26 protein-coding genes are annotated in these 25148 nt (G+C 64.0%); 11 read left to right on the forward strand and 15 right to left on the reverse strand.

What is annotated here, in order from left to right:
- Positions 1 to 8: 8 nt before the first annotated feature.
- Genes M2320_RS11440 through nifE form a run of 6 tightly spaced genes read right to left on the reverse strand, consistent with a single transcriptional unit; the run spans position 9 to position 5605 of the window.
- Positions 9 to 1283, reverse strand: a complete 1275-nt coding sequence (locus M2320_RS11440) for a sigma-54 interaction domain-containing protein (RefSeq protein ID WP_264597384.1) — start codon at positions 1281 to 1283, stop codon at positions 9 to 11.
- Between the two features lie 4 nt (positions 1284 to 1287).
- The gene (locus M2320_RS11445) at positions 1288 to 1524 is read right to left on the reverse strand and encodes a NifU family protein (protein WP_184427666.1); all 237 of its coding nucleotides are present in this window, start codon (positions 1522 to 1524) and stop codon (positions 1288 to 1290) included.
- Positions 1517 to 2362, reverse strand: coding sequence for a sugar phosphate isomerase/epimerase family protein (locus M2320_RS11450; protein WP_264597385.1), 846 nt, complete (start codon positions 2360 to 2362; stop codon positions 1517 to 1519). The genes M2320_RS11445 and M2320_RS11450 overlap by 8 nt, the downstream gene beginning before the upstream one ends.
- A gap of 4 nt (positions 2363 to 2366) precedes the next feature.
- Positions 2367 to 2843: a NifB/NifX family molybdenum-iron cluster-binding protein gene (locus tag M2320_RS11455; protein WP_264597386.1), complete on the reverse strand. Its 477-nt coding sequence runs from the start codon at positions 2841 to 2843 to the stop codon at positions 2367 to 2369.
- On the reverse strand, positions 2837 to 4192 hold the full coding sequence (gene nifN / locus M2320_RS11460) for a nitrogenase iron-molybdenum cofactor biosynthesis protein NifN (RefSeq protein ID WP_264597387.1): 1356 nt from the start codon (positions 4190 to 4192) through the stop codon (positions 2837 to 2839). Before nifN ends, M2320_RS11455 begins: the two co-directional genes overlap by 7 nt.
- Positions 4193 to 4201: 9 nt before the next feature.
- A complete protein-coding gene (nifE, locus tag M2320_RS11465; protein WP_264597388.1) occupies positions 4202 to 5605 on the reverse strand; it encodes a nitrogenase iron-molybdenum cofactor biosynthesis protein NifE in 1404 nt (467 codons plus the stop codon).
- Between the two features lie 394 nt (positions 5606 to 5999).
- On the opposite strand from nifE, the gene M2320_RS11470 reads away from it, so the two are divergent.
- On the forward strand, positions 6000 to 7619 hold the full coding sequence (locus M2320_RS11470; protein WP_319801432.1) for a sigma 54-interacting transcriptional regulator: 1620 nt from the start codon (positions 6000 to 6002) through the stop codon (positions 7617 to 7619).
- Position 7620: 1 nt separating this feature from the next.
- A complete protein-coding gene (locus M2320_RS11475) occupies positions 7621 to 7956 on the forward strand; it encodes a hypothetical protein (protein ID WP_184427660.1) in 336 nt (111 codons plus the stop codon).
- A 116-nt stretch (positions 7957 to 8072) separates the two neighbouring features.
- On the opposite strand, the gene M2320_RS11480 is transcribed toward M2320_RS11475, so the two are convergent.
- From M2320_RS11480 to gloA, 3 genes are all read right to left on the reverse strand, one after another.
- A complete protein-coding gene (locus M2320_RS11480) occupies positions 8073 to 8270 on the reverse strand; it encodes a Nif11-like leader peptide family natural product precursor (RefSeq protein ID WP_184427659.1) in 198 nt (65 codons plus the stop codon).
- 53 nt (positions 8271 to 8323) lie between these two features.
- Positions 8324 to 9196: a nitrogenase iron protein gene (gene nifH / locus M2320_RS11485; protein WP_184427658.1), complete on the reverse strand. Its 873-nt coding sequence runs from the start codon at positions 9194 to 9196 to the stop codon at positions 8324 to 8326.
- A gap of 141 nt (positions 9197 to 9337) precedes the next feature.
- The gene (gene gloA / locus M2320_RS11490; protein WP_264597389.1) at positions 9338 to 10192 is read right to left on the reverse strand and encodes a lactoylglutathione lyase; all 855 of its coding nucleotides are present in this window, start codon (positions 10190 to 10192) and stop codon (positions 9338 to 9340) included.
- 428 nt (positions 10193 to 10620) lie between these two features.
- On the opposite strand from gloA, the gene vnfD reads away from it, so the two are divergent.
- The 6 genes from vnfD to M2320_RS11520 all read left to right on the forward strand — a co-directional run bounded on the left by vnfD (position 10621) and on the right by M2320_RS11520 (position 16117).
- Positions 10621 to 12036: a nitrogenase vanadium-iron protein, alpha chain gene (gene vnfD / locus M2320_RS11495; RefSeq protein ID WP_184427656.1), complete on the forward strand. Its 1416-nt coding sequence runs from the start codon at positions 10621 to 10623 to the stop codon at positions 12034 to 12036.
- Positions 12033 to 12374 carry a V-containing nitrogenase subunit delta gene (gene vnfG, locus M2320_RS11500; protein ID WP_184427655.1) on the forward strand — a complete coding sequence of 114 codons (342 nt, stop codon included), beginning with the start codon at positions 12033 to 12035 and terminating at the stop codon, positions 12372 to 12374. The genes vnfD and vnfG overlap by 4 nt, the downstream gene beginning before the upstream one ends.
- Before the next feature lie 149 nt (positions 12375 to 12523).
- Positions 12524 to 13912 (forward strand): nitrogenase component 1, encoded by a 1389-nt coding sequence (locus M2320_RS11505; protein ID WP_264597390.1) that lies wholly within the window; start codon positions 12524 to 12526, stop codon positions 13910 to 13912.
- Positions 13913 to 14066: 154 nt separating this feature from the next.
- On the forward strand, positions 14067 to 14963 hold the full coding sequence (locus tag M2320_RS11510) for a hypothetical protein (protein ID WP_264597391.1): 897 nt from the start codon (positions 14067 to 14069) through the stop codon (positions 14961 to 14963).
- Between the two features lie 120 nt (positions 14964 to 15083).
- Complete coding sequence (locus tag M2320_RS11515; RefSeq protein WP_264597392.1) at positions 15084 to 15566, forward strand: NifB/NifX family molybdenum-iron cluster-binding protein; 483 nt, start codon at positions 15084 to 15086, stop codon at positions 15564 to 15566.
- Positions 15567 to 15625: 59 nt separating this feature from the next.
- Positions 15626 to 16117 carry a hypothetical protein gene (locus tag M2320_RS11520; RefSeq protein ID WP_264597393.1) on the forward strand — a complete coding sequence of 164 codons (492 nt, stop codon included), beginning with the start codon at positions 15626 to 15628 and terminating at the stop codon, positions 16115 to 16117.
- Positions 16118 to 16122: 5 nt separating this feature from the next.
- Here M2320_RS11520 and M2320_RS11525 read toward each other — a convergent pair whose 3' ends face one another.
- From M2320_RS11525 to M2320_RS11550, 6 genes are all read right to left on the reverse strand, one after another.
- Positions 16123 to 16671: an NAD(P)H nitroreductase gene (locus tag M2320_RS11525; RefSeq protein WP_184427650.1), complete on the reverse strand. Its 549-nt coding sequence runs from the start codon at positions 16669 to 16671 to the stop codon at positions 16123 to 16125.
- Complete coding sequence (locus tag M2320_RS11530; RefSeq protein WP_264597394.1) at positions 16668 to 17687, reverse strand: ATP-binding cassette domain-containing protein; 1020 nt, start codon at positions 17685 to 17687, stop codon at positions 16668 to 16670. The genes M2320_RS11525 and M2320_RS11530 overlap by 4 nt, the downstream gene beginning before the upstream one ends.
- Complete coding sequence (locus tag M2320_RS11535) at positions 17684 to 18382, reverse strand: GTP-binding protein (protein WP_264597395.1); 699 nt, start codon at positions 18380 to 18382, stop codon at positions 17684 to 17686. Before M2320_RS11535 ends, M2320_RS11530 begins: the two co-directional genes overlap by 4 nt.
- Complete coding sequence (locus M2320_RS11540; RefSeq protein WP_264597396.1) at positions 18373 to 19455, reverse strand: ABC transporter substrate-binding protein; 1083 nt, start codon at positions 19453 to 19455, stop codon at positions 18373 to 18375. Before M2320_RS11540 ends, M2320_RS11535 begins: the two co-directional genes overlap by 10 nt.
- A complete protein-coding gene (locus M2320_RS11545) occupies positions 19443 to 20468 on the reverse strand; it encodes a hypothetical protein (RefSeq protein WP_264597397.1) in 1026 nt (341 codons plus the stop codon). The genes M2320_RS11540 and M2320_RS11545 overlap by 13 nt, the downstream gene beginning before the upstream one ends.
- 266 nt (positions 20469 to 20734) lie before the next feature.
- A complete protein-coding gene (locus M2320_RS11550; protein WP_264597398.1) occupies positions 20735 to 21976 on the reverse strand; it encodes a Rossmann-like domain-containing protein in 1242 nt (413 codons plus the stop codon).
- Positions 21977 to 22501: 525 nt separating this feature from the next.
- On the opposite strand from M2320_RS11550, the gene M2320_RS11555 reads away from it, so the two are divergent.
- Genes M2320_RS11555 through phnE form a run of 3 tightly spaced genes read left to right on the forward strand, consistent with a single transcriptional unit; the run spans position 22502 to position 25009 of the window.
- Positions 22502 to 23299, forward strand: coding sequence for a phosphonate ABC transporter ATP-binding protein (locus M2320_RS11555; RefSeq protein ID WP_264597399.1), 798 nt, complete (start codon positions 22502 to 22504; stop codon positions 23297 to 23299).
- Between the two features lies 1 nt (position 23300).
- A complete protein-coding gene (gene phnD / locus M2320_RS11560; RefSeq protein WP_264597400.1) occupies positions 23301 to 24203 on the forward strand; it encodes a phosphate/phosphite/phosphonate ABC transporter substrate-binding protein in 903 nt (300 codons plus the stop codon).
- On the forward strand, positions 24200 to 25009 hold the full coding sequence (gene phnE, locus M2320_RS11565; protein ID WP_264597401.1) for a phosphonate ABC transporter, permease protein PhnE: 810 nt from the start codon (positions 24200 to 24202) through the stop codon (positions 25007 to 25009). Before phnD ends, phnE begins: the two co-directional genes overlap by 4 nt.
- Positions 25010 to 25148: the final 139 nt, after the last annotated feature.

Consider the following 25148-nt stretch of genomic DNA (forward strand, 5'->3'; position numbering starts at 1 on the left):
TTCTCTCCTCACGAAGCCGTCCCCTGCGCCCGGCGGGCGCGACGCAGGCGAGCGGAAAAGCAGCGGCCCTGGCGGCAGGCGAAATCGCTTTCGCAAATCTCGGCGCCGGTGGTCAGCGCCGCCGCGCCGCGCACGCAATTTTCGAGTTCACGGATGTTGCCGGGATAGCCGCACGCGCCGATCATGGTTTTCGAACGCGGGTTGAAGCGCAAAGCGCGGCCGTTCTCGGCGTTGAACCGCGCCAGGAACAGATCGGCCAAAGCCGGAATGTCCTCGCGCCTTTCGCGCAAGGCCGGCAGGCGCACGGGCGCGGCGCACAGCCGATAATAGAGATCGGCCCGGAATCTTTTGGCGCGCACCAGAGCTTCGAGGTCGCGATGGGTGGCGGCGATGACGCGGACGTCCACCTGCAAAGTCCTGACGCCGCCGACGCGCTCGAACGCGCCCTGCGCGATCACGCGCAGCAGCTTCGCCTGAAAGGCTTGGGAAATGTCGCCGATCTCGTCGAGCAGAATGGTGCCGCCATCGGCGAGCATGAACCGGCCCTCGCGGCGGCTGTCGGCGCCGGTGAAGGCGCCGCGCTCATGGCCGAACAGCTCGCTCTCCAGCAGGCCTTCCGGCAGGGCCGCGCAATTCACCTTGATGAAGGGCCTTTTTTCTCGCGGCGAGGCGTCGTGGATGAATTGCGCGACAACCTCCTTGCCGGAGCCGCTCTCGCCGCGCAGCAAGACCGGGAGGTCGGTCGGCGCCACGCGGCGCGCCTCTTCGAGGGCGGCGCAAAAGGCGGGGCTGTCGCCGATGATCGCCTTCCTATCAGGCGCGGCGGCGAGGCCGGCGCCGTCGCGCGCGGCGATCAGCGCGGGGCCGAGCAGATTGGCGACCAGGGCCAGGCGCATCAGATCGCCCTCGCTGAAGGGGCGCCCGCAGACGCGCGCGACCAGCAGCCCGACATTGGCTTCGCCCATGCGAATGGGCGCGCCCAGCGTCGGCGATTTTTCGTTGCGCAACACGCCGGCCGCGCCGCGCGCCAAAAATTGCCTCACCCGCGCGGTCATCACGTTGGGCGGCGCGTCGGCGGCGCGCCCGGCGACGCCATGCAACAGCCTTCCCTCGACCCGGGCCACTCCGGCGTCTCTGAGGCCGATCTCGCCCAGCAGCGCCATCACCCGCCGCAGCGAGTCCAGCGCGCCGCCCGCCCCCGCCAGCGTCGCGGCGATCTTTTCGATCACCGCCAGAGCGGGATCGAAAAGATCGCTGACGGCGAGGCGGGCGTGCGCGTTCATGGGATCACGCCATGACCGGAACGACCATCAACGGACGGTCGATGCGCTGCATGATCTTTTTGCGGATTGCGCCGAGGGTCTGGCCGGCCAATCCACAGGTGAGACATTTGCCCGTGAGTTTGACTTCGACGCGCTGGCCCTTCACCCCCAGAAATTCGATGTCGCCGCCGTCGGACTGGATGCCGGGACGCGCCTCGTCGATGCATTGTGCGATCACGGAGAGAATCTCGTCGTCAGACATGGAACGTCCTCCTGTTGCGAAAATCCTGGCGGTAGATCGCCTTGAACCCGCGCACCGAGCGGAACACGAGATCGGTCGGCGACAGTCCGCTTCGCAGGCGCTGCACCACCGAGCACCAGCCGGTGTAGGAGATCGCGCTGAGGTGGCGGCGCACGTCGGCGTGATCGACTTTTCCGGACGCCCCGAGCGCGACAAGGCCGGGCTCGTCGATATGGACATGATCGAGCCGCCCGCGCCGCGCCGCAAAATTCTTGTGGCCGGTCTCGCCATTGGCGGCGAAGGCGGCGGTGGCGACGTGCAGTCCAAGACTTTGGTGGTCCAGCGCATTGGCCAGCATGAACAGCTCCGGCGCCAGCCGGCAGAAATCGCCCTGCTCCGGCGCCAAAGGCGCGAGGCACAGCACGGTTCCGTGGCCCTCAATGCGCGGCAGCAGTTTTTCCAGGAAGGCGCGGCATTGCCAGAACGCATCCTTGCGCGTCATGTCGCGCGCCCAGCGCGAGTCGAGGATCAGCGTGCGCCCGCCGAGGTCGCGGCACACCTCCGAGAGATGGACCAGATGGCTGATCGTGTGGTGGCGAATGTCGGCGTCGCCAAAAATGTCGAGTTCGGGCCGCCCGCCGAGCAGCGCGTGCAGACCGACCACTTGGAGACCGGCGAGCCGCGCCGTCTGGCCATAGGTCGCGACCTCGCGCGCACAAAAATCCTTGCCGAAATGCGGGCGGCGAAACGTGTGGTCGGGCGCGATCTCGATGCCCTGGACGCCGAAGGCGGCGAGGTCCGGCAGGAAATGCAGATGGTCGAAGGCCGGAAGGGTCAGGTTGGAAAAGGCGAGGCGCATGGCGTCAGTCCAGTTCTTCGACGGAGGCGATGAGCTTGCGGCTCTCGGCTTTGTTTTCGGGCGCCGCGGACGCGCTGGAGGCCTCGGCCTTCTTCTTCGCCTTGTCCACCCAGGGCAGGCCGCCATAGACCAGCGCCAGGCTCACCTCGTTGAGCAGATCGACGATGTCGTGGCCCTCGTCGACGACAATGGGCTGGATGCCGGCCTTCATCAGCCGGCGCACCGAATTGGCGCCGATCGAGGCGGCATAGACGGCCGCGCAGCCGTCGACGAATTCCAGCTTGGGAATGACCTTGTCCTGCACGGTCTCGGTCATGCCGGCGCGCCCGGCCTCGCCGACCTGCTCGGCCTTGACGAATTCCATGACGCCGACCAGATCGGCGCGGCCCGGCGACACGTCATAGATGACGAGGCGCTCGGCCCCGCCAAAATGCATGTCGACCTTTTCCTGGTCTGTGGAGGCGAAGGCGATTTTCAGCATGACGCCGCCGTCCGTTTGTAGAGGGACACGTAGGGTCTCAGCTCCTGGTAATGCGCGGCGAGGAGGTTGGCGGCGCAAAAGATCAGCCGGCGCGTCCCGCCATAGCCGATCCAGGCGTCGGCATGGGCGCCGTAGCTGTCGTAGATCGGAAATCCCGCGCGCAAGAACGCCGCGCCGGTGCGGCGCGCGACTTCGGCGCCGTGCGAGTTGGTGACGATCAGGTCGGCCTCGCGGTCGCGCGCCAGAATCTCGAAATCCTCGAGATCGCCGACCACCACATCCTCGATGGGCAGATCGGCGAGCCGGCACGCGCGCGCCGACGCGACGGCGGCGACGATTTTCGCGCCCATGCCGTGGAAAAAATCGACCAGAGCGGCGAGAAGATCGCTGTCGCCGGCGACGCCCAGTTTCGCGCCGCCGAACTGGAACTGGCAGTCGACCATGGCGTCGGTGAGCTGCGCCCGCTTGCGCGCAAATTTTTCAGGCACGGCGCGCCCGGAAATTTCCGAGAGCACCTGGGTGAAGGCGTCGGAGGCCTGCAAGCCGATCAACTGGTCGAAGCGAAAATCCGGCGTTCCCGTCTGCGCCTGAAGCGCGTCGGCGGCGCGGCTCATCGAGCGGCCGATCACCAGCGTGGCGGCTGAATCCGCCATGCTCTCGATCTCCTCGCGGCTGACGCCGCCATAGGTGAGGGTCGAAAACCCCTGGTCGATGAGATGGCCGTCGAGGGACGCGCCGATGTCGGGCAGCAGGATCGGCGTGAGGCCAAACGCCTCGATCCAGGCGCGCAATTCCTCCAAATCGCCGGGGCTCAAGGCGGAGGAGGCGAGCACGTTGACTTGGCGCGGATTTTTCCGGCTTGTGGGACGGTGCGGGACCAGGGTGCGGACGATGGCCTCGACCGCCGCGGCAAAGCCGGTTTCCAGGCAGCCCAGCGTGTCGCTGGCGCTGACCGGCACGACCGCGACATGACGGAACTCCGGATGTTTTGTGCGGAATTCCTTCACCGTGCGCGGCACGTCGGCGCCCTGCATTTCCGACAGGCCGGTGGTGACCAGCCCGATCACTTTCGGCTTGTTCTTCGCGCAAATGGTCGCCAGCGCCTCGACCACATTGTCGTCGGCGCCGAGCACCGTCGTGGTCTGGTCCATCGCCGTGGTCTGCAAGGCGATAGGCTCATTGAAATGGCGCATGAAGTAGAGCTTGTTGAACGAGGTGCAGCCGCGCGCGCCATGTTCGAGCGGCATGCAATCGGCGATGCCGAGAAAGGCCAGCGACGCCCCGATCGGCTGGCTCGCCTTCAACGGATTGACGCTGAGCGGTTTGGTGGGGGTGAGGACTTCAGCCATTTTTGCCCCTCACGCCGCCGCGCGCGGGCGTGGGCGCGCTGGCGCGGCGGCCCATGACGGCGTTGAGCGCACCTGCGCCCAAACCGGCGAATGCACGGCGTGGTCGAGGTTTCTGGCGAGCTCGATCAGACCGTCATAGCCGGCATAGCCGATGCGGCGGACGTGATCGATGTCGAGGAAGGGAATGCGCGATTTCAGCGTCGGATAGATGTAGCGGTCGCCGGCGATGAGAATGTCGGCCCTGGTCTCGTGGAACACGTCGATCAGCGCGAGTTGATCATTGTCGGAAATCATGCGGGCCTCGTCGCCCATCAGCGCCTTGATGCGCGCCTTGTCTTCCTCGGTGGATTTTTCCGTGCCGGTCGCGACCACGATCATGCCGAGATCCTGCATGGCCGAGACCACCGACCAGCTCTTGTAGCCGCCGGTGAAGATCAGCACGCGCTTGCCCCGCAATTTTTCCCGCAAGGGGTTTAAAGCCGCCTCGACCCGCGCCTCCTCGCGCGCGACAAGGTTTTCGACGCGCGCACTCAGATCGGAATCGTTGAGCAGGCGCGCGAAACCGCGAAACGCTTCGGAGGTGTCGCGCAGGCCGTAGAACGAGCCCTCGAACCAGGGGATTTGATAAGCGTCTTCGAGCTTGCGCGCGACGGCGAGCATGGCCTTGGAGCAGACCACCATATTGGCTTCCGCGCGATGCATGGTCTGAACTTCAGCGAAACGGCTGTCGCCGGAAAAGCTGCAGAGCACGCGCAGGCCAAGTTCATCGAACAGCGGCGCGACATTCCAAAACTCGCCGCCGACATTCCACTCGCCGACCAGATTGACGTCATGGCGTTTCACGCCGGGAATTTCGTAGGCGGGCGCCTCAGGCTCGCGCGTTCCGATGATGTATTTGATGGTGGCGTCGCCGGCGACGCGGTTGCCGAGATTCTTGTTGCCGTAAAAACCGGCGCAATCCACGGGGATGACCGCGACGCCGAATTTTTCCTGCGCCGCCTTGGCGACCGCTTCGATGTCGTCGCCCTGCAAGGCGGGGACGCAGGTGTTGTAGACGAACACGGCGGCCGGCTTGTGCGTCTCCACCGCCTGCTTGATCGACTGGTACAGGCGCTTTTCGCCCCGCCCCATGATCACGTCCATGTCGGTGAGGTCGGTGGTCATGCCAATTCGAAAGGTATCGGGACCGGAGGAGCGCGTGCCGCGATTGTCCCAGGAGGAACCGGCGCAGCCGATCGGGCCGTGGACGATATGGGCGACATCGGCGATCGGCAGCAGGGCGTTGCGGGCGCCGTCGAAACAGCAGCCGCCTTGCGTCGCCCCTGGCGCAGGCTTGGCGCAGCCGGACTTGCTCTTGTTGTTATGGGCGCAGGCCGGCTCGTTCAGCAGCGCCGCGATCTCTTCCGGCTTCATGCGATCCTCCGGTAAATTCGTTCGCAAAGGGTTCAGCAAGCGCTGGGCCAGTTTGACGAAATCCGGAAAACAGTCGTCATTTCACCCTGTTGCACAGCCGACGCGGGGAGAAGCGGCCTCTCCCAATCAACACGCCGGTACAAAAATCCGCAGCCCTGTCGGCATTTGTACCGCTATGTAACAAGATTACATTGACAACTTTTTCCGCGCGCTTTATCCGCATTTCCAGAGCAGTTCGCAACGTAAATGTGATCTCACAATATGTTGCGTCGATTACGCCGTGGCGCCAAACTTGCTGCCAAGCCAAACGAACGACACCAGCCGACGACGCCCCGAGCGCCCTGCGCGGGTTGACGCCCGGGCGGCGCCTCTCCATCACGAGATTGGACATTGCATGGGAAAGAGAGAGTCCGTATCCACCGCCATGGATGAGGATTTGGAAGATTTCTCGCATTGTTTTACCGGCGAATGCCGCATCAACGTCTTGCCGACGCTCTACAAGGTCAGTCAGGTTATTTCGGCGAGCGAAGATTTGGAACACTCGCTCGACATCATCCTCGGGATCATGCGCAAGCGGTTAAAAATCACCCGCGGCGCGGTCACGCTCTATGACCGCAAGTCCGAGACCATTTCCATTCACCGCAGTTTCGGTCTCAGCGACGTCGAACGGTCGCGCGGCGTCTATTCGCCCGGCGAAGGCATCACCGGCGAGGTCGTGGAATCCGGCGAGGCCATCATGGTCCCGCACATTTGCGACGACCAGCGTTTCCTGGATCGCACCAAGGCGCATAGCGACGGCGCCGGACTGAACGCCTCATTCTTCTGCGTGCCGATCACCCATGCGCGCAAGGTGCTGGGCGCCATCTCGGCGGAGCGCGTCTATCACAACCGCACGCTGATGAAGCAGGATATGGAGCTGGTCGCGACGCTCGGCTCGATGATCGCGCCCGCCGTCGAGCTCTACATGCTCGAAAACGTGGAAAAGGTGCGGTTGGAAAACGAGAACCGCCGCCTGCAGAACGAGCTGAAGAAGAAATACAAGCCCGAAAACATCATCGGCAATTCCAAGCCGATGCAGGACATTTACCAGCTCATCGAAAAGGTCTCGGCGACCAAGGCCACCGTGCTGGTGCTCGGCGAAAGCGGCGTCGGCAAGGAACTGGTGGCGAGCGCCATCCACTACAACAGCCCGAGCGCCGACGGCCCCTTCGTCGTCTTCAACTGCGCCGCGCTTCCGGAAAGCATTGTCGAAAGCGAGCTGTTCGGCCACGAAAAGGGCTCGTTCACCGGCGCCGTCGCCCAGCGCAAAGGCCGCTTCGAAATGGCCGACGGCGGCACGATCTTTTTGGACGAAGTCGGCGAACTGAGCCTGCCGCTGCAAGCCAAATTGCTGCGCGTGTTGCAGCAGAAAACCTTTGAGCGCGTGGGCGGTTCAAAACCGGTGCGGGTGGATTTGCGCATCATCGCCGCCACCAATCGCGACCTCCCCGACATGATCTCGAAAAACCTGTTCCGCGAGGACCTCTACTATCGCCTCAACGTCTTCCCCATCACCATTCCGCCGCTGCGCGAACGCGCCAGCGACGTGATCCTGCTCGCGGATCATTTCGTCACCAAAAGCGCGCAGGAAATGAGCAAGGAGGTCAAGCGCATCTCCACGCCGGCGCTCAACATGCTGATGACCTATCATTGGCCGGGCAATGTGCGCGAACTCGAAAACGTCATCGAGCGTGCGGTGATCCTCGCCGACGACGGCGTGATCCACGGCTACAATCTGCCGCCGTCGCTGCAAACCTCCGCCGAAACCGGCACGAGTTTCGGCTGCGGACTCGAGGCGAAGATCCAGGCGGTCGAATATGAGATGATCGTCGAAGCGCTGAAGAGCCACAACGGCAACACCACGGAAGCCGCCAAGGAGCTGGGCCTGACCCGCCGCATCCTCGGCCTGCGCATGGAAAAATACAACATCAACTACAAGACCTATCGACGCGGCGCCGCCGCGCAAGGAGAGTGACATGGAACTGACCAACCAACAGTTTTTCAATCTCCTGCTGGCGGATATCGCCATGGCCGGCGCCATCCAGGCCGTGCAGGGCGCGTTCGTCGCGCCGGACGATTACGAGCCGGGAAAAATCCGCACCGAATGGATCGCGACCCACAGCGACCAGGTCCTGCAACGCCGGGTGTTCGCGCTGGCCAATGCGGGGTTGGCGTCGCTCCAGGGCGTCGACGATGAACAATTGGTGCGGGTCGCGGACAAATATGGCGTGCCGATCGACGCCGGGCTCGCGGAAAAGATCACGCAATTCTTCGCCGACAAACGCCAGGCGGTGATCCGCTACCGGAGCTAAAGGTCCTTCTTGAGGCGCGAGCAACTCGCGGCGCGCAAGCGCCGCTTTTTTTGCGCCTCGACGACAAAAAGGGCGCGACAGCGCGCGCCCTCTTTTTCCATTCGCGAACGACGTGATCACATCGGCGTAATGCCGTGCTCCTCGTAGATCGCTTCCTGCGCCTTCTTGAATTCGCTCATGGAGAATTCGTAGCCGGACTCTTTTATGGCGGCCCAACTGGCGGCCTCGTCCTCGGAGAGGTCGTTCATTTTCTTGCGAAAATCCTCGTCCGAACGCATGCGCTTGATATAGGCGACAGCGGATTCAACTGACATCGCGGCCCTCCACAAAACGGTCGGCCCGGACAAAAAGTCCGGGCCGTCATGCATCAACCCTCGGAGGCCTTCTTGCCGACTTCGGATTCGTCGATGGTCGGCATGATGCCGTGGGCCATCAGCAGGTCTTCGAGTTCGTCCATGCTGATCGGGGTCGGGATGATGCCATTGCCCGCATTGGCGTGGACCTTGGTGGCGAGCGTGCGATATTCGCCGGCCTGCTTGGAATCCGGCGCGTATTCGACGACCGTCATGCGGCGCAGTTCGGCGTGCTGCACAATATTGTCGCGGGGCACGAAGTGGATGAGCTTGCAGCCCAGCTTGCCCGCGAGCGAATCCGCCAGCTCATATTCCTTGTCGGTCTTGCGCTCGTTGCAGACCAGGCCGCCCAGGCGCACGCCGCCGGAATTGGCATATTTTAGAATGCCCTTGGCGATGTTGTTGGCGGCATACATGGCCATCATCTCGCCGGACATGACGATGTAGATTTCCTGCGCCTTGTTCTCGCGGATCGGCATGGCGAAACCGCCGCAGACCACGTCGCCGAGCACGTCATAGGAGACGTAGTCGACGTCGTCATAGGCGCCGTTTTCCTCCAAAAAGTTGATGGCGGTGATGACGCCGCGACCGGCGCAGCCGACGCCCGGCTCCGGGCCGCCCGACTCCACGCACTTGATGCCGTTGAAGCCGATCTTGAGCACGTCTTCGAGTTCGAGGTCCTCGACCGAACCAGCTTCCGCGGCGAGCGACAGGATGGTGTCCTGCGCCTTGGCGTGCAGGATCAGGCGGGTGGAGTCGGCCTTGGGATCGCAGCCGACGATCAGGATTTTCTGGCCCATTTCGGAGAGGGCGCCGAGGGTGTTTTGCGAGGTGGTGGACTTGCCGATACCACCCTTGCCGTAGAAGGCGACTTGACGAAGAGACATTTTTTGCTCCTGGTTTGCGGGGTTGATATGGCCGTCCGGCAGGGCGGTCATATTTTTTGTCGCGCAAGTCCACCCCGTGACGAGACCCGCGCGCGATCCGTTTTCGCGCGTCGCCAGGCGACCGCGCGGAAACCGAATTTGCTAAGCTGTGACCGCCTGTTCGGGCGTCGGCGCTTGAACCAGTTCGATCCGGTAACCATCGGGATCGACGATGAAGGCGACGATGTTTTCACCATGTCGTTGCGCGCGCGGCGGGCGCGGCATGGGCACGCCCCGAGCCGCGAGACGGTCGCAAAGACGCATGATGTTTTTCACGCCGATGGCGATGTGGCCGAAGGCGTCCCCGACGACATAAGCCTCCTCGCGCTGCCAGTTCTGGACGAGCTCGATGGTCATGCCGGGGCCGGCTGAGCCGGCGCTTCCAGCGCCGGCGACATAGCCGAGATAGGCCTGGGAGAACTGGTTCTTCTTGTGCTCGCGGCGCTCCAGCAGAGTCATGCCGAGCTTTTCCGTGTAGAAGGCGATGGACTCGTCGAGGTTTCTGACGCGCAGCATGGCGTGCAGCAGCGCGAATTCGCTGGCGTCGATCGAGCTGTCCTCGGCGGCGGCTGTCTTGGCGACAAAAAGTTCGCGCAGGGCCTCATCAACCCCTTTGCCGGCGTAAAGATTGGTGGCCTCGATGCCGATCTTGCTCAGCGCCTCCTGCGGCGCGGCGCCGACCTTGGCGACCAGCAGCACCTGGCAATCCGCGATCATGCGATAGATGGTGGCGCGGACGTCTTCCTCTTCATCAAGGGCGTGTTCCGCGATCGCGCGCGCCGCCACCGGGCGAACGCCATTCGCGTCGACATCATAGACAGAGAAGACCGCGGCATGGCCGAAATGCAGATCGACCTTCTCGCCATCGCGCGTGGCGACGGCGACGCGCAGACGCAAGCCCGCGTCGGTTTTGCCTTCAGCGGCGTCAACAGTCTTTTCCAGCACTTCATCCAGCATGGCGCATCCCCGGCGTTTGCTCGCGCCAAGTCATTGCAACAGCCGTGCCAAGTAGAAATCGCCAATCAATCCTGACGTTTTCGCCGCTTTCTTCAGTATCTCGTACAGAAAGGCAAAATTTCGCACGTTCGCGTGCAATCCGCTCGGCGTCCGAAACGAACGCCGCGCGCCTCCTTCTTACATGTGCGAACTTTCCCCACGCCTTTCTTGAACGGCCTGAAGTGGCGCTCAAAAAAAATTCTAAGAAAAATCAGGAGATAGCGCCGGTTTTGCACTCATCAATATGTAAGTGGAATAAATTGGATGTAACTTGGCACGCTTCCTGCGATCCTCCTTCGCAACGGCGCCGGAGCCAGTCCAATCCTTTTCCGCCGCCGGTACCCGCGAGAGCGACGACTGCAACTCACACTCCGTGAGGAGGACGACTCATGCCTATGGTTTTGCTGGAATGCGATAAGGTCATTCCGGAACGTTCCAAACACATCTATCTCAAGGTGGAAGGCGAGGATCAGCGCGACTTCCTGCCGATCTCCAACGCCGCGACCATCCCCGGCACGCTGTCCGAACGCGGCTGCGCCTTCTGCGGCGCCAAGCTCGTCATCGGCGGCGTGCTGAAGGACACGATCCAGATGATCCATGGGCCGATCGGTTGCGCCTACGACACCTGGCACACCAAGCGCTATCCGACCGACAACGGCCACTTCAACATGAAGTATGTGTGGTCGACGGACATGAAGGAAAGCCACATCGTCTTCGGCGGCGAAAAACGCCTGGAAAAGTCGATCAACGAAGCCTTTGACGAAATGCCCGACATCAAGCGCATGTTCGTCTACACCACCTGCCCGACCGCGCTGATCGGCGACGACATCAAGGCGGTGGCGAAGAAGGTGATGTCCGAGCGTCCCGACGTCGACATCTTCTGCTGCGAATGCCCCGGCTTTGCCGGCGTGTCCCAGTCGAAGGGCCACCACGTCCTCAACATCAACTGGATCAACGAAAAGGTTGGGACGGTCGAGCCGGAGATCACCTCCGAATATACGATGAATTTTATTGGCGACTTCAACATCCAGGGCGACACGCAGTTGCTCGACCAATATTGGAAGCGCCTCGGCATCCAGGTCGTCGCCCACTTCACCGGCAACGGCACGTACGACGATCTGCGCGCCATGCACAAGGCGCAGCTCAACGTCGTCAACTGCGCCCGCTCCTCCGGCTACATCGCCAACGAGCTGAAGAAGCAATATGGCATTCCCCGCCTCGACATCGACAGCTGGGGCTTTTCCTATATGGCGGAAGGCATCAGAAAAATCTGCTCGTTCTTCGGCATCGAAGAGCGCGGCGAAAAACTGATCGCCGAGGAATACGCCAAGTGGAAGCCGCAGCTCGACTGGTACAAGGAGCGTCTGCAGGGCACCAAAATGGCCATTTGGACTGGCGGCCCGCGCCTGTGGCACTGGACCAAGTCGGTGGAAGACGACCTCGGCGTGCAGGTCGTGGCCATGTCGTCGAAATTCGGCCATCAGGAAGATTTCGAAAAGGTGATCGCCCGCGGCGGCGCCGGCACCTATTACATCGATGACGGCAACGAACTCGAATTCTTCGAGATCATCGACCTCGTCAAGCCGGAAGTGATTTTCACGGGCCCGCGCGTCGGCGAACTCGTGAAGAAACTGCACATCCCCTATGTGAACGGCCACGGCTACCACAACGGTCCCTACATGGGCTTCGAGGGCTTCGTGAACCTCGCCCGCGACATGTACAACGCCAAGGCCAATCCGCTTCTGAAACTGGCCGCGACCGACATTCGCGGCGCCAAGTCTGCTCTGAAGGAGGCCGCGGAATGAGCGAGCAACAGGTCAAGGAACTCTTCGATTATTGCCAGGTGCGTTACCTGTGGCAATTCTTCTCCCGGTCCTGGGACCGCGAGGAAAACATCGAAGGCATCGTCAACGCCGCCAACGAAATGTTCCACGGCCGCGTCGTCAAGAAGCATACGCCGATGGAGCGTCTGTTCTACGCCGACGCCAAGGAGATGGTGAAGGATTTCCGCGAAAACTTCCCGTGGCTCGAACAGCTCGAGCCGACCAAGATCACCGAACTGCTCGATGGTCTGAAGGCGATGCTGCGCGAATACACCATCACCAAATCGCTGAACCACGAGCTGAATCACTCGCTCTATTGAGTTGGTGAGGACGGCCGCCGCCACGGCGGCGGCCTGCGCACCAAATCGCTGAACCACGATCTGAACCACTCGCTCTATTGATGCGAACGCCGCCGCGATTTTTTTCTCGCGGCGGCCCCCTCCCAACCCAATCGCAAAGGAGCGCCCCGATGGGCTGCGAAATCACGACGCGCGAACGCGCAGGCGTCATCAACCCCATGTACGATTGCCAGCCTGCTGGCGCGCAATATGCCGGCATCGGCCTCAAGGATTCCATTCCGCTGGTCCATGGCGGCCAGGGTTGCAGCATGTTCGTCCGCCTGCTGTTCGCCCAGCATTTCAAGGAGAACTTCGACGTCGCCTCGACCTCGCTGCATGAGGATTCCGCCGTGTTCGGCGGCCACATGCGCATCCAGGAAGGCATTTTGACGCTGGTGCGCCGCTATCCCAACCTGCGCATCATTCCCGTCATCACCACCTGCTCGACGGAAGTCATCGGCGACGACGTCGAAGGCAACATCAAATACGCCAGGGACCAGATCGCCAAGGAATTCCCGGGGCGCGAAGTCCACATCTACGCCGTGCACACGCCGAGCTTCAAGTCGAGCCAGGTCGGCGGCTATTCCGAATGCGTGCTGTCCACCTGGAAGGACATCGCCAAGGAAAAGGCCCCGGCGACCGGCAAGCTCAACGTCTTCCCGGGCTGGGTCAACCCCGGCGACGTCGTGCTGCTCAAGCACTATCTGAAGGAATTCGGCGTCCAGGGCGACATCTTCATGGACACCGAGGATTTCGACTCGCCCATGCTGCCGGACAAGTCGATCCACACCCACGGCCGCACCACGGTCGAGGACATCAAGGCTTCGACCGGCGCGCTGGCCTCGCTGTCGCTCGCCCGCTATGAGGCGGCCTCCACCGTCGATTTTTTGAAGAACACGCATGGCGTTCCCGGCCATCAGGTCTCCGCGCCCTATGGCATCGCCAACACCGATGCGATGCTGCAAAAGATTTCCGAGATCACCGGCAAGCCGATCCCGGATTCGCTGGTCCATGAGCGCGGCGTCGCCATCGACGCGCTGCAGGATCTCGCGCACATGTTCTTCGCCAACAAGAAAGTGGCGATCTTCGGCCATCCCGATCTCGTCATCGGTCTCGCCGAATTCTGCACCGAGGTCGAGCTCGAGCCGACCCTGCTGCTGCTCGGCGACGACAACACCCGCTACAAGAAGGACCCGCGCCTGCTCGCGCTGAAGGACAAGACCCCGAGCGAAGTGGAAGTGGTTTGTAATGCCGACCTTTGGGAACTTGAAAAGCGCGTCAAGGACGGTTCGAAAAAGTACGACCTGATCCTCGGCCATTCCAAGGGCCGCTATGTCGCGATCGACGCCAACATTCCGATGGCGCGCGTCGGCTTCCCCACTTTTGATCGCGCGGGTCTCTACCGTCACCCGACCATGGGCTATCGCGGCGCCATGCTGCTCGGCGAGGCGATCGCCAACGCCATGTTCACGCACATGGAATACACCCGCGACCGCGAGTGGCTGCTCAACACCTGGTGAGGTGTTTTTTCGCACGGGCGCGTGATTGCCCTCCGAGCCCGTGCGAAAAAATGGCGCGTCGCCGTTCCAACCGTCGCGCCAACCCCTCTCCCCGCGTCTTGCGGACATCCTGCGCGGGGAGAGGGTTTTGTATCGCGCTGCATCGAGGTTCGACATGGGGTTCACAGCAAAACTCTTCGCCAATCCTGACTTCGGCTGGTCGAACAAAGTGCGGCCGCCCGAGCACCGCCAGATCGAACTCTATACAAAACCGCGCATCCTCACTTTTGATGAGCCGCCGCTCCCCGAAGAGGCGCCGCTGGAGCGCATTGCGGCGGTGGCCCGCGCGGCCGTTGTGTTCGAGGCGACGCTCGCCGGCCTCTATCCCACCGACCTCCCCCTGACCTCCTGGGCGCGCGCCAAAGACCTGCCCAAGACGACAATGGTGGAAAAAGTCGCGCTGCAATTGCACCGCGTCACCCGCATCCTCCGCCTGATCGCCTTTCATCCGCACGGGCAGGTCGAAATGCGCAATGGCGTGATCTGCATGGGCGGCGTGATCGGCAAGGAGGTTTATTATTTCGACATCACCAGCGCTGGCCTCGACCTGATCGAGACCATGGTCGCCTACTGGTTTTCCGCCCGCGACAGCGTCTATCCGCAAGCTTACGTCGCCTGGGTGTTTTCGGAAATGTTTTTTGATCTCGGCGGCGAAATCCGGCGCTATTCGGACGAGGGCCGCACGCTCTACCAGTTCCAGCGCAAGGGTCCGTTCAACCGCCATTTCCGCTTCGACTGCGACAATCCGAAAGCGACGTTCGCCGGCGATTTCGTCGAGATCGACATTCCCGCGCCCTATCGCGACAGCGCGCGCTACGCCATCGATTTCTACGCCGTGCTGCATGATGTGCTGCACATCATCCCGGTTGAGGCGCTGAAGGACGGCAAGATCGCCCGCGAAAAACTGCCGGAATGGGAGGCGCGTACGAAAAAAGATCCAATGTCTCTGCCGGCGGCGTTCCAGCAAAAATTCGGGCGGCTGAAGCCCAACATCAACCAGCCGATGACCTAACCGTCATTGCGAGGAGCCGAAGGCGACGAAGCCATCCACGTTTCGTGCAAGCCGCAGGGTGGATTGCTTCGCTTCGCTCGCAATGACGGTGGTCGCCTTACCAGCATCAAGGAGCCCATCATGGAAGGCCCACATCTGCGCATCGCCATCACCACCGACAGTTTGACCGATCTCGACGCGCAATTCGTCGCGGCCAAAAACTTCGTCGTCTATGACGTCTCGGCCGACGAGTCCGAATTCATCGACGCCCTGCAATTTTCCCGGCGCGGCAAGGGCAAGGCGGCCGGTGGCGGCCGTGAGGCCAATGGCGGGCGTTGCGTGATGGACGACATGGAGAATGACGACGGCACGGGCGTCGATCCGCTGACCGAGCGGGTGGATTCGCTTGCGGGCGTGTCGATCCTGTTCACCATGGGGCTATCCGACCTCGCCGCCGTGCGGGTGCAGGCCCTAAAAGTGTTTCCGGTGAAATCGGCGCGGCATCGGGCGATCGACGATGTCATCGCCCAGGTGCAGGCGATGATGGCGGGCGTGCAACCTCTATGGATGCGCCGCGCCATCGCACGCCGCACCGGCGAGGAATTGGCGGAGCAATATGCGTAGCGCGCGTTTGCCGCCCTGGTGAAGGCGCGTTAGAATTTTCGCCGGAATGAGAGGCGGCGATGAAACGCAACATCTGGCTGGCGATTTTTGGATTCACGCCCGGTCTGGCGTTGGCGCAGGAGGCCTCCGGCTGCGGTCAGTTCAAATGGCCGGTCGATCGCGAACGGACCGCGCTCGCGCAGGCGCGGGCAATGGTTGAGACGGGCGGCGCTGTCGAAGTGGGAACGCCTGTTGTCGCCCATCTCGCTTCGGTCGGCGCGATCCGTTTCGACAACCCGCCCGAACGCGCGCCGGCTGAAGACTCCTTCGGCGCGATTCTCAAACTCAAACCGGCGGCCGGCGTCTATACGATCGCGCTATCGGCGCCGGGATGGATCGACGTGCTCCAAGACGGGGCGCCCATCAAACCGGCGGCGTTCAGCGGCGTCCGCGATTGCGCCGGCATTCGAAAAATCCTGAAATATGAGCTGGACGCCAAACCGACCATTGTTCAGCTTTCCAACGCCCGGGACGCGTCGGTCGCGATCGTCATCCTGCCCTCGACGCGCTGAGCGGCTCACAAATAGCGGGTGAAACCAGCGGGATCGGGCGCGGGCAGCGGCGGATAGGGTTTTGTCGCGCTGCCGAGATAGAGAAAGCCGACGATGCGGTCGTGTTTCTGCAGGCCGAGCAGCCGGCCCAGATTCTCGTCATGCATCGGCCAGCCCGAGCGCCACACGCCGGCGAAACCTTGCGCAAAAGCGGCCATCTGCATGGCCATGACCGCGCAGCCCGCGGCGAGCCGCTGGTCGAACAACGGCACGACCTTGCTCTCCCTCGCGCGCGCCACCACCACGATCACCAGCGGCGCCCGCAGCGGCATTTTGGGCGCGCGCGAAATATTTTCCTCGGGGCGGTTTGAGGCGATGGCCGCGCGCTGCATCAGCGCGCCGAGACGCTCGCGGCCCTCGCCTTCGGCCACCAGGAATTCGAACGGTTTCAAATTCTGGAAATCCGGCACGCGCAACGCCGCGCGCAAGATCACGTCCAGTTGGGCGGCGTCAGGACCGGGCTCCTGGAGCGCATGCGCGGATTGACGGGTGAGCAAGAGATCGAGGGCGTTCATTCCAGACTTCCAAAGGGCAAGGGCAGTGTTTCGAGCCGCGCGCCATGGCGCAGATTTTCGCGCAACTCGCTCATCAGCCGATCGTAATGCTCCAGCGTGGCGAGATGCGCGCGCTCGGTGTCGCTGGTTTCGATCACCTCCAGAACGGCGCCGGCGGCAATGACGATGCGCTTGTGCGCGTGCAGCGCCAGGATCGGATCATGCGTGGACATCAGGACGATCTTGTCGCTGGCGACCAGCAGGTCGAGCGCCTGGCGGCGGTTGATGCCGGCGTTCTCGATCTCGTCGATCAGCACGATGGGCGAGGTCGAGAGCAGCGCCACATCGGCGATCATCAGCGCGCGGCTTTGGCCGCCGCTGAGCTGGGTGAGCGAGGTGGCGGCGGAAAATTTTTCCCCCGCGAGTTGGTTGGCGCAGGCGATCACTTCCGCGGCCGCCTGTTCCGGATTGTCCACCGCGCGGCATTCCGCGTGCATTTCGACGAAATCGCCGACGGTGAGATCGACGACGAAATTCATGTTCTGCGACAGCTGCGCCACCAGCTTGCCGCTCGCCGCCCAGCGCCGCGCCGGATCGGGAATCTCGCCGTCGATGAGGATGCGCCGGCCCGACGGCGTATCCCCCTGCGCCAGGCATTCGATGTCGCCGAGCAGCCGGCTTTTGCCGGAGCCGGTCGGGCCGACGACGCTGACGATCGCGCCGGGGCGCAGGTCCAGATCGAGATTTTCGGCGGCCCCGGTCTTGTCGCGCCCGCCAAGAATGCGCAGCGATTTGATGCGCGTGACCGGATTTCGAAATCCTTGGGCGTCCTGGATCAGCGCCAGCAGATGCGCCTCCAGCTCCACGCGCGAAAATTTGAGGCGATCGAGATCGCCGGAATCGAGCGACGCCAGCCAGTCGGCCAGCGACAGATCGGGTTTCGGCGTCGGGCCGATCAGCGTGGCGAAGGCGGGGTTGAGCCTTTGCGCCTCGTCGAGACGCAGGGACAGATTGGCGGGGCTCATATGCGCGCTCATGCCAAGACCTCGGGAAAACGCATTTTGCGCACATTGCCGCGCTGGTGGTTTTCGCCGATGCAGGTTTCGCCGATGCAATAGGAGCAGATCGCCGAGGGCATGGGAAAGCGCAGCCGGCGCCCTTCCAGCGTCTCGATGTCGGGCGCGCCGCGCATGTGAAAGGCGAGTTCGCCGGCCCCCTGCCCCGTCAGCCCGTTGAAGGCGACGATCTGCGCCTGCGGATTGGCGCGCCAGACATTGTGGGCAAACACTTCGCGCTCGGCCTGCGAGACGATGTCCCCCTTGGTGATCGCGACGACATCGGCCATTTTCAGCATGGGGCCGATTTTCTTCGGCGTGTGTACGCCGGACAGATTGTCAACCACGCAGACGGCGAGCGCGCCCTGCACATGCGGCGAACAGCGGTTGCACAGGCCGGCGCTTTCCGCGATCAACAGGTCCGCGCCGATGTCTTGGGCCCATTGCAGGCAATCGTCGATGTTGGAGACGAAAAAATGGTCGGGGCAGACCGAGCCGGCGAGCCCCGCCGCCACCGGAATCTTTTCGCGGCGGTAAAGCAGATCGTCGTCGGTGGAGAGACAGTCGAATTTGACCACCGCGAGTTTCTGACCCTCCTCGCGCAGGGTTTTTGCGAGCTTCAGGATCAGCGAGGTTTTTCCCACGGAGGGCGGGCCGGCGACGGTGATCACGCGCATAGGCTTTCCCCCCTGTCGAGTTTTTCCGTGGCGGCATGGAACAGGCGCGTGATCCGCTTGATCTCGGAGGCGGTGGCGCGCGCGCGGAAAAAATCCCAGCCGGGCCACGCCAACCCTGCGCCTTCGGGCAATCCGGCGCCGGTCGGCGCCAGCGAGGGATAGCGGTTGTGGTCGAGCCAGCGCGCAGTCCGTGGCGCGAAGAAATAATCGGCGAGCGGGGCGACGCGGTCGCGATGCGCGGATTGCGCCGTCATCCACAGCGGAAAAGCCAAGGCGCCCTCGCCCGGCCAGACGATTTCGGTGCGATCGCGGCGCGGGCACATGTCGGCAAGCGCCCAGGGCAAGATGTAGATGGCGGCGAGCGAATTCGGCGTACCGGCGAGGCGCGGCATTTGCGCGGAATGGGCGAGCCCCGCGAGATTGGCCAGCACCTCGCGCAATATCTTGTCGCCGAGCAGGCGCGCGACGGCGACGAGGAAGAACTGGTTGAAGGCCCGCCATTGCTGCGCGCCCTCCGGCCGCCAGCCGGACAGCGCGATTTCGCCGCGATAGGCGGGGTCGGCGAGATCGGCCCAGTTTTGCGGGATTTTGCGCCCGCCCAATCGGGCGCGGTCCACCAGCATGACGAAGGGGGCGACGGCATAGACGCCGATCCAGCCGCGCGGATCGATCAGCCCGGCCTCTGCAAAGGCGGGCGAGGCGCCCGAAGGCTGCGGCGCGGCAAAGGCGCCGGTCTCGACATGGCGGGCGTGGAAGGCGCGGTTGAAGGCGTTGCCGTGGTCGGCGGAAACAAGCAGTTTGGGAAAATCGTCCAAGTCGCGGATGTGGCGCAGCCGCTCGAACGGGGTGCGGCCGCCCTGGCCCATGGGCATGCAGCCCTTCAGCTTTTCACCGCGCTGGCGATGGATGTCGCGCAAGAGGTCGGCGAGTTCGTCGCGCATGCGCATGCGAAGCGGCGCGGGACAGGACCCCAAAAAGTCCCAGCCTCGCGCCGTCGCGCGCGGCGCATGCGCGGCGCCGAAGGCGCGCGGCGGCGGCTCGACCGCCAGCTGGAGCGAGGTCACCGCACCCATTTGCGCGTCTCCACGGCGCGCCAGTGCCGGCGCAAGGCATATTCGACGATATGGCCGAGCAAGTCGGCCTGGCTCAGACCTTTTTGCGACGCGGCGAGGCAGATGGCGCCGCTGCGGCCGATGTGGCAGCAGATGTTGAATTCGAGAAAGACCCGCTGGCCCGTCTTCTCGTCGAAGCGATAATCGAGCCGCAGATAGTCGATCGGCCCCGCCCCGGCCCAAAGTTTTTTCGCGTCCTCCGCGAAGGCGCCGTAAGCCGGGCCGGCGTCGAACAAAGCATAGCCCAGTGGATCGTCGCGCTTCAGATCCTCGGTGATGATCTCGCCGGCGCGGTCGGAGCGCGGCTGAACGAGATCGAGGATGATGGGCTCGTCGGCGCCGATCACCGGCAGGGTGACGTCGACGCCCGGCGCATAACGCTCGACCAGCACCGCCATGCCGCGTGAAAAGAGCTTTTCCGCCGCCTTTTTCGCGCCCTCCCAATCGTCCTGGATCGAGTCCTCCGAAATGCCTTCGGAGGCCGCGCCAAAGCGGTTTTTTACAAAATAGGGACCGGCGAAGGGAGGCGGCGCCAAATCCTCGGGACGCGAATAGATCGCGCCCTCGCTGACCGGCAGGCCGAGGGACTTCACAAAATTCTTCGTCATCCACTTATCCTCGGCCAGCGCCCTGATGTTCGGCTTGGCCCCGATCATCGGCAGATGCAGGAACTCGCAGGTCGCGGCGACGAAGACTTCCGGATTGTCGATCGCCATGCGGTTGTAAAGCGAGAACACCAGATCGATCTCGTGGGCTTCCGTATAGAGCGCGCGGCACTGGTTCGAGGTGGCGACGCGATAGCCGATGTCGCGCAGGGCGTGATAGATGCGGTGGTAATAGGCGGGATAGCCGCCGTCGCCCGGATAGCTGGCCACGGCGTAATCGGGCGCGAGCGGCGCCGAGCGCGCGAGAAAGAAAATGCGCGTCGCCTGGGCGTTCACGGGCCGCAAGATTTTTTGCTTCAGATCGTTCATCGGAATGTCCTTCCGCGCGCCTTTACGGGAGCAAGCGCCGGGCCAGCGATTTTGCCGCGAAAACCGCGCGATTGTGCACCCAAACGTGCGAAACGCCGAAAAGGCGTTCGCATCGGATCAGGCGCGCGCGCGCATGGCGGCGACACTTGTGTTGACGAGCATTTTTGGGCGCATGTCGGTCTCCTCCCGCCGGAAGGGCGCCGGCGGCGTTGCGGGAAACGGCTCATGCCGCGTCGGACGCTTGTTTCGCGTCGGGGGGTGTCGCCTCAGCGCTTTGACAGCGCCGAAGCCTTGTCGCTGAGATGAATATAACGGCCGAATTTGGAAAAATCCTTTGGCGCGGCGCCGGCGCGCACCGCCTGCGCCAGACCGTCGATGTCGCGCGCGACAAAGCCGCCGAGCACGGCGAGGCCGTAATCGTGCAGGCGCGGCGTCAGCGGCGTCGACGGGCCGATCAGCGCCACGGGGCGATGGCGCGCGAGACGCAGGATGCGCGTGAGGCCGCGGTTGATGAGCGCCGAAGAATTGACGATGGCGCCGCCGCAGCCGGGCAGCAGCGATTCCATCGCCGCCACCGGATATTCGCCGGGGCGCGGATCGGTCTCGATAATGGCGCAATTCTGCAGGATCGAATCGACGCCGGGAAAGGCGCCGACCACGACCACAGGCCCCGGCGCGCCGCGAAATCCACGAACCCCGTTGCCGCTGGCGCCCTCGAGATCGGCGCGGTTGTAAAAGGCGTTGAGCGCGGCGACGCCCAGCGCCGCTTCGAGCGGGTTCCATGATTGCGACAATTGCGCCAGCGCCCGCAGCGACAGTTTCGACAGCTCGGGCAAGCGCGGCAGCAGGTCGCGCGGGTGGCGCGGCAGATAGGCGAGGCCGGCCCCATGCGGCCCCTCGACCATCAGCCAGCGCGGGCCGCAGACGATGCGACGGGCTTCGACCTCGTCGACGCCGAGCGCGAGATCGTCGTAGAGCCGCTCGGCGCCCCACCATTCCCAGAGCGCGCGGCGGTTGGGCGCGATCATCGAGCCCTCATGGCGCACGAACTGGTGCCAATGATGGATGGCGCCGCCGGCTATGGTGGTGAGCAAAGGCAGGCCGCGCCCCGCCCCGGCGCCGACCGGCAGTTTCGACGCGCGCGCCGCATCGGTGCAGCCGGGGAAGCGGCCGATGGCGAACAGGTCGGCGCCGTCGCGGATTGCGCGGGCGAGATGGATTTCGGCGGATTGCGGGGTTTCGACAAACGTCTTGCCGGTGGAGAGATCGATGGAGAGCGGCGCCTCGCCGATCACCACCGCGCCTTTTCGCGCATAGCCGCCGACGCCAAAACCTCGCGCGGAAAGTTCGGCGGCGAAATCGACGATCAGCCGATCGACGGTGACGGAGGGGTCGTGAACGACGACGCCGGGGCGCAGCCAGCTGGGCGCCTGGGCGGGGGCCGCTTGGGGCGTTGGCGGCGTTTGGGGCGTTCGCGGCGTTTGGGGGCGATGAGAGCTTTCGGGCATGGGCGATCCAGAATATGTAATTTGACTACAGCAATAGCCGGGCCAGAGTCGAGAGCCTTGAATAAAAGCCGGAAAGCGTTGGGTTGGCGGCGCGTCGGCGCCGGGGCGACGCGTTCGCACGCGAACGTCTGTTTCACGGAAATGTACGTTTTGGAGCGCCCGGGCCGTTGTGATGGCCATGGTTCGAGACGGCGGCTGCGCCGCCTCCTCACCATGAGGGGGATCTCTCTATCGACGATTCAATAGCCCTCATCTGAGGAGCCTGCGTCAGCAGCGCTGAGCTTGCCGAAGCGTCTAGGGACGAGGGCGGTCCAGGCATTTCCTCCTCCAGGGATTTCACCCCCTCCGGGGATCGCGCCGGGGCTGGCGGTTCTGGCGCCGATCCTGCTAACATCGAAACGCTCGGCCCCCCGGCCGAAGCGCCGTCGCGGGTGCAAAAAATCGCGCGACCGATCCCGGCATGAGCCGTCCTCGAATTGGCGAATTCCCCCCGAAAAATTTGGGGTGGTTCGTCGTGGAGACCTCATGTCGATGCTGCATCTCGTCCCGACGCCCGCCTTCCCGCCCGCAGCGCCAGCGCTGAGCGTGGACGACCTGTGCGTGGCGCGCGGCGGCCGAGCGATCCTGCGCAATGTCTCCACCTCTTTCGCCGCCGGTGCGGTGACCGTGGTGGTCGGCCCCTCCGGCGCCGGCAAGACCACGCTGCTCAATGTGCTCAACGGACTGGTCGAGCCCAGCAGCGGCGAGCTGTTCGCGACCGAACTCGGGCCGCTGCGCGGCGCCGACGCCTGGGCGGCTTTGCGCGCCCATACCGCGACCATTTTTCAGGATCACGCCCTGATCGGCCGGCTGAGCGCTTTCGAAAATGTGCTGCTCGCCTTCGCCGAATCCCGCCATCCGCTGTCGCTGTTGCCCTGGCCCCGTTTCGCGCGGGAGGCGGCGGCCAAGGCGCTGGAGGAGGTCGGCCTGCTCGACCGCGCCTTCGAGCGGGTCGAGAATTTTTCCGGCGGCGAGCGCCAGCGCATCGGCATCGCCCGCGCCCTGGCGCGGGGGCCGCGCCTGCTGCTCGGCGACGAACCGTTTTCCTCGCTCGATCAGCCGCTGGCGCGCCGCCTCGGCGCCGAGCTCCGCACGCTGGCCGTGCGAAAGGGCGTCACGCTGGTGCTGGTCCTGCACCAGATCGCGCTCGCCCGGGCGCTCGCCGACCGCATCGTCGCCCTCAACGATGGCCGCGTGGTGTTCGACGGTCCCGCCGAAACGTTCGACGAGGCCGCGGAACAGATGGTTTTCACGCTTTCCCCCAGCCATAGAAAAGGATGCTGACATGATGAGATGGTCCCGTCGCCTGGCGCTCGCGGCGCTGGGTTTTGCGCTCGCCGGACCGGCGCTCGCGCAGGACACGCCCGCGCGTCCGAAAAAGCTGGTCATCGGCCTGTTGCCGACGGAATCCGCGCCGACGGTGATGCGGCTCAACGAGCCGCTGCGCGCCTATCTCCAGGAGACGCTGCACCTGCCGGTGGAAGTGGTGGTCGGCGCCAATTACGCCGCCACTTCGGAGGCGCTGCGCTTCGGGCGCATCGACATCGCCTATCTCGGCCCGGTCACCTATATCCTGCAATCCAAACATGCGGGCTTGCAGCCCTTCGCGCGGCCGAGCCATCCCGGCGTCGGCCCGACCTTCCAGGCGACCATCATCGTCCCCGCCGACAGCAAGGCGCAAAAGCTCACCGATCTCAAGGGCGGCGAAATCGCCTTCGGCGACCCCGCCTCGACCTCGGGCACCTGGGTTCCGCGCTGGCAACTGCTTCACGAGGGGCTGATTTCCGAGCGGGATTACAAGCTGCGCGTGCTCGGCGCCCATGACGCCGTGGCGCTGGCCGTCGCCAACGGAAAAGTCGCCGCCGGCGGTCTGTCGAAACCGGTGTTCAATCGGCTGATCAAGGAAGGCAAGATCGACGCGGCGAAAGTGCGCATCCTGCAGGATTCCCCGCCGATCCCCGAATATATGTGGACGTTTAGAGACGGGCTCGACCCCGCCTTCAAGGAAGAGGTGCGCAAGGCTTTCATCGAGGTCAAGGACCCCGCCGCCCTGGCCGTGTTCCGCGCCGAAGCTTTTATTCCCGCCGTGGACGCCGACGTCGACCGGGTGCGCCAGTGGATCGCCGCGATCCAGGCGGTGAGCGCGCAGACCGCGTGGAAGCCCGGCGAAGCCCCGGCCGCGCAATGACCGAAGCCGCTTACGCCGCGCTCGCCGGTGAATGGCGGCGCCGGCAGACGCGCCGGCAAGCGGCCTTGGCTCTGGCGGCGGCGGCGATCCTCGCCGCCTTCGCCTATGCCGGCGCGCTCGATCTGTCGCGCTATGCCGACGCTCTGCCCACCATCGCGCAATTGGCGAACGAATCTTTTCCGCCGGATTTTTCGCGCTGGCGCGAATGGGGACGGCCGCTGCTGGAAACCCTGGCGACCGGCGTCGCCGGCACGGCGCTGGGCGCGGTTCTGGCGCTGCCGCTGGCCTCGCTCGCCGCCCGCAACGCCGGGGCGCCGGTCTGGCTCAACGAGATCGTGCGTTTCGGTCTTGGCGCGGTGCGCTCGCTGCCCGGCCTGATCTGGGGCGTGATTTTTGTTGCGGCGGTCGGGTTTGGGCCGCTGCCGGGCGTGCTGGCGCTCGGCGTGCATTCCACGGGGATGCTGGGAAAACTGTTTTTTGAAGCACTTGAGCATGTCGAGCCCGGCCCCGGCGCAGCTTTACGGGCTCAAGGCGCGTCACGACTCGGGGTGTTCCGTTTCGCCCTGCTGCCGCAGGCGCTGCCGCGCCTGACCGACGCGCTGATCTACCGGTTGGAGCACAATCTGCGCGCCGCGACGACGCTGGGCATTGTCGGCGCAGGCGGCTTTGGTCTGGAGATCGTCACCGCCTTCCACCTGTTCGAATATCGCGAGGCCTCGGCGCTGATCCTGGTGCTGCTGGGCCTGATCACCACGGTGAATTTTTTTGGCGCGCGTTTGCGGCGGATCATGTTGCGCGGGCATTGACGCCGGCTAAACCTCGCCTTCGTAGAAGTTTGATCGCGACATCCGCTAGAGCCCGTTCGGTGAAATCTCGTTCACCGAACGGGCTCTAAATTCTTGTTTGACCGCATTTTCTTCACGCGCTCGAAAATGCTCTAATGGC

The sequence above is a fragment of the Rhodoblastus acidophilus genome (genome assembly GCF_025961575.1).
Classification (GTDB): domain Bacteria; phylum Pseudomonadota; class Alphaproteobacteria; order Rhizobiales; family Beijerinckiaceae; genus Rhodoblastus; species Rhodoblastus acidophilus_C.

What these genes read in the sequence shown, in the direction of transcription:
- M2320_RS11440 (WP_264597384.1), bottom strand. Translation starts at nt 1,283, where the DNA reads ATGAACGCGCACGCCCGCCTCGCCGTCAGCGATCTTTTCGATCCCGCT.
- M2320_RS11445 (WP_184427666.1), bottom strand. Translation starts at nt 1,524, where the DNA reads ATGTCTGACGACGAGATTCTCTCCGTGATCGCACAATGCATCGACGAG.
- M2320_RS11450 (WP_264597385.1), bottom strand. Translation starts at nt 2,362, where the DNA reads ATGCGCCTCGCCTTTTCCAACCTGACCCTTCCGGCCTTCGACCATCTG.
- M2320_RS11455 (WP_264597386.1), bottom strand. Translation starts at nt 2,843, where the DNA reads ATGCTGAAAATCGCCTTCGCCTCCACAGACCAGGAAAAGGTCGACATG.
- nifN (WP_264597387.1), bottom strand. Translation starts at nt 4,192, where the DNA reads ATGGCTGAAGTCCTCACCCCCACCAAACCGCTCAGCGTCAATCCGTTG.
- nifE (WP_264597388.1), bottom strand. Translation starts at nt 5,605, where the DNA reads ATGAAGCCGGAAGAGATCGCGGCGCTGCTGAACGAGCCGGCCTGCGCC.
- M2320_RS11470 (WP_319801432.1), top strand. Translation starts at nt 6,000, where the DNA reads ATGGGAAAGAGAGAGTCCGTATCCACCGCCATGGATGAGGATTTGGAA.
- M2320_RS11475 (WP_184427660.1), top strand. Translation starts at nt 7,621, where the DNA reads ATGGAACTGACCAACCAACAGTTTTTCAATCTCCTGCTGGCGGATATC.
- M2320_RS11480 (WP_184427659.1), bottom strand. Translation starts at nt 8,270, where the DNA reads ATGTCAGTTGAATCCGCTGTCGCCTATATCAAGCGCATGCGTTCGGAC.
- nifH (WP_184427658.1), bottom strand. Translation starts at nt 9,196, where the DNA reads ATGTCTCTTCGTCAAGTCGCCTTCTACGGCAAGGGTGGTATCGGCAAG.
- gloA (WP_264597389.1), bottom strand. Translation starts at nt 10,192, where the DNA reads ATGCTGGATGAAGTGCTGGAAAAGACTGTTGACGCCGCTGAAGGCAAA.
- vnfD (WP_184427656.1), top strand. Translation starts at nt 10,621, where the DNA reads ATGCCTATGGTTTTGCTGGAATGCGATAAGGTCATTCCGGAACGTTCC.
- vnfG (WP_184427655.1), top strand. Translation starts at nt 12,033, where the DNA reads ATGAGCGAGCAACAGGTCAAGGAACTCTTCGATTATTGCCAGGTGCGT.
- M2320_RS11505 (WP_264597390.1), top strand. Translation starts at nt 12,524, where the DNA reads ATGGGCTGCGAAATCACGACGCGCGAACGCGCAGGCGTCATCAACCCC.
- M2320_RS11510 (WP_264597391.1), top strand. Translation starts at nt 14,067, where the DNA reads ATGGGGTTCACAGCAAAACTCTTCGCCAATCCTGACTTCGGCTGGTCG.
- M2320_RS11515 (WP_264597392.1), top strand. Translation starts at nt 15,084, where the DNA reads ATGGAAGGCCCACATCTGCGCATCGCCATCACCACCGACAGTTTGACC.
- M2320_RS11520 (WP_264597393.1), top strand. Translation starts at nt 15,626, where the DNA reads ATGAAACGCAACATCTGGCTGGCGATTTTTGGATTCACGCCCGGTCTG.
- M2320_RS11525 (WP_184427650.1), bottom strand. Translation starts at nt 16,671, where the DNA reads ATGAACGCCCTCGATCTCTTGCTCACCCGTCAATCCGCGCATGCGCTC.
- M2320_RS11530 (WP_264597394.1), bottom strand. Translation starts at nt 17,687, where the DNA reads ATGAGCGCGCATATGAGCCCCGCCAATCTGTCCCTGCGTCTCGACGAG.
- M2320_RS11535 (WP_264597395.1), bottom strand. Translation starts at nt 18,382, where the DNA reads ATGCGCGTGATCACCGTCGCCGGCCCGCCCTCCGTGGGAAAAACCTCG.
- M2320_RS11540 (WP_264597396.1), bottom strand. Translation starts at nt 19,455, where the DNA reads ATGGGTGCGGTGACCTCGCTCCAGCTGGCGGTCGAGCCGCCGCCGCGC.
- M2320_RS11545 (WP_264597397.1), bottom strand. Translation starts at nt 20,468, where the DNA reads ATGAACGATCTGAAGCAAAAAATCTTGCGGCCCGTGAACGCCCAGGCG.
- M2320_RS11550 (WP_264597398.1), bottom strand. Translation starts at nt 21,976, where the DNA reads ATGCCCGAAAGCTCTCATCGCCCCCAAACGCCGCGAACGCCCCAAACG.
- M2320_RS11555 (WP_264597399.1), top strand. Translation starts at nt 22,502, where the DNA reads ATGTCGATGCTGCATCTCGTCCCGACGCCCGCCTTCCCGCCCGCAGCG.
- phnD (WP_264597400.1), top strand. Translation starts at nt 23,301, where the DNA reads ATGATGAGATGGTCCCGTCGCCTGGCGCTCGCGGCGCTGGGTTTTGCG.
- phnE (WP_264597401.1), top strand. Translation starts at nt 24,200, where the DNA reads ATGACCGAAGCCGCTTACGCCGCGCTCGCCGGTGAATGGCGGCGCCGG.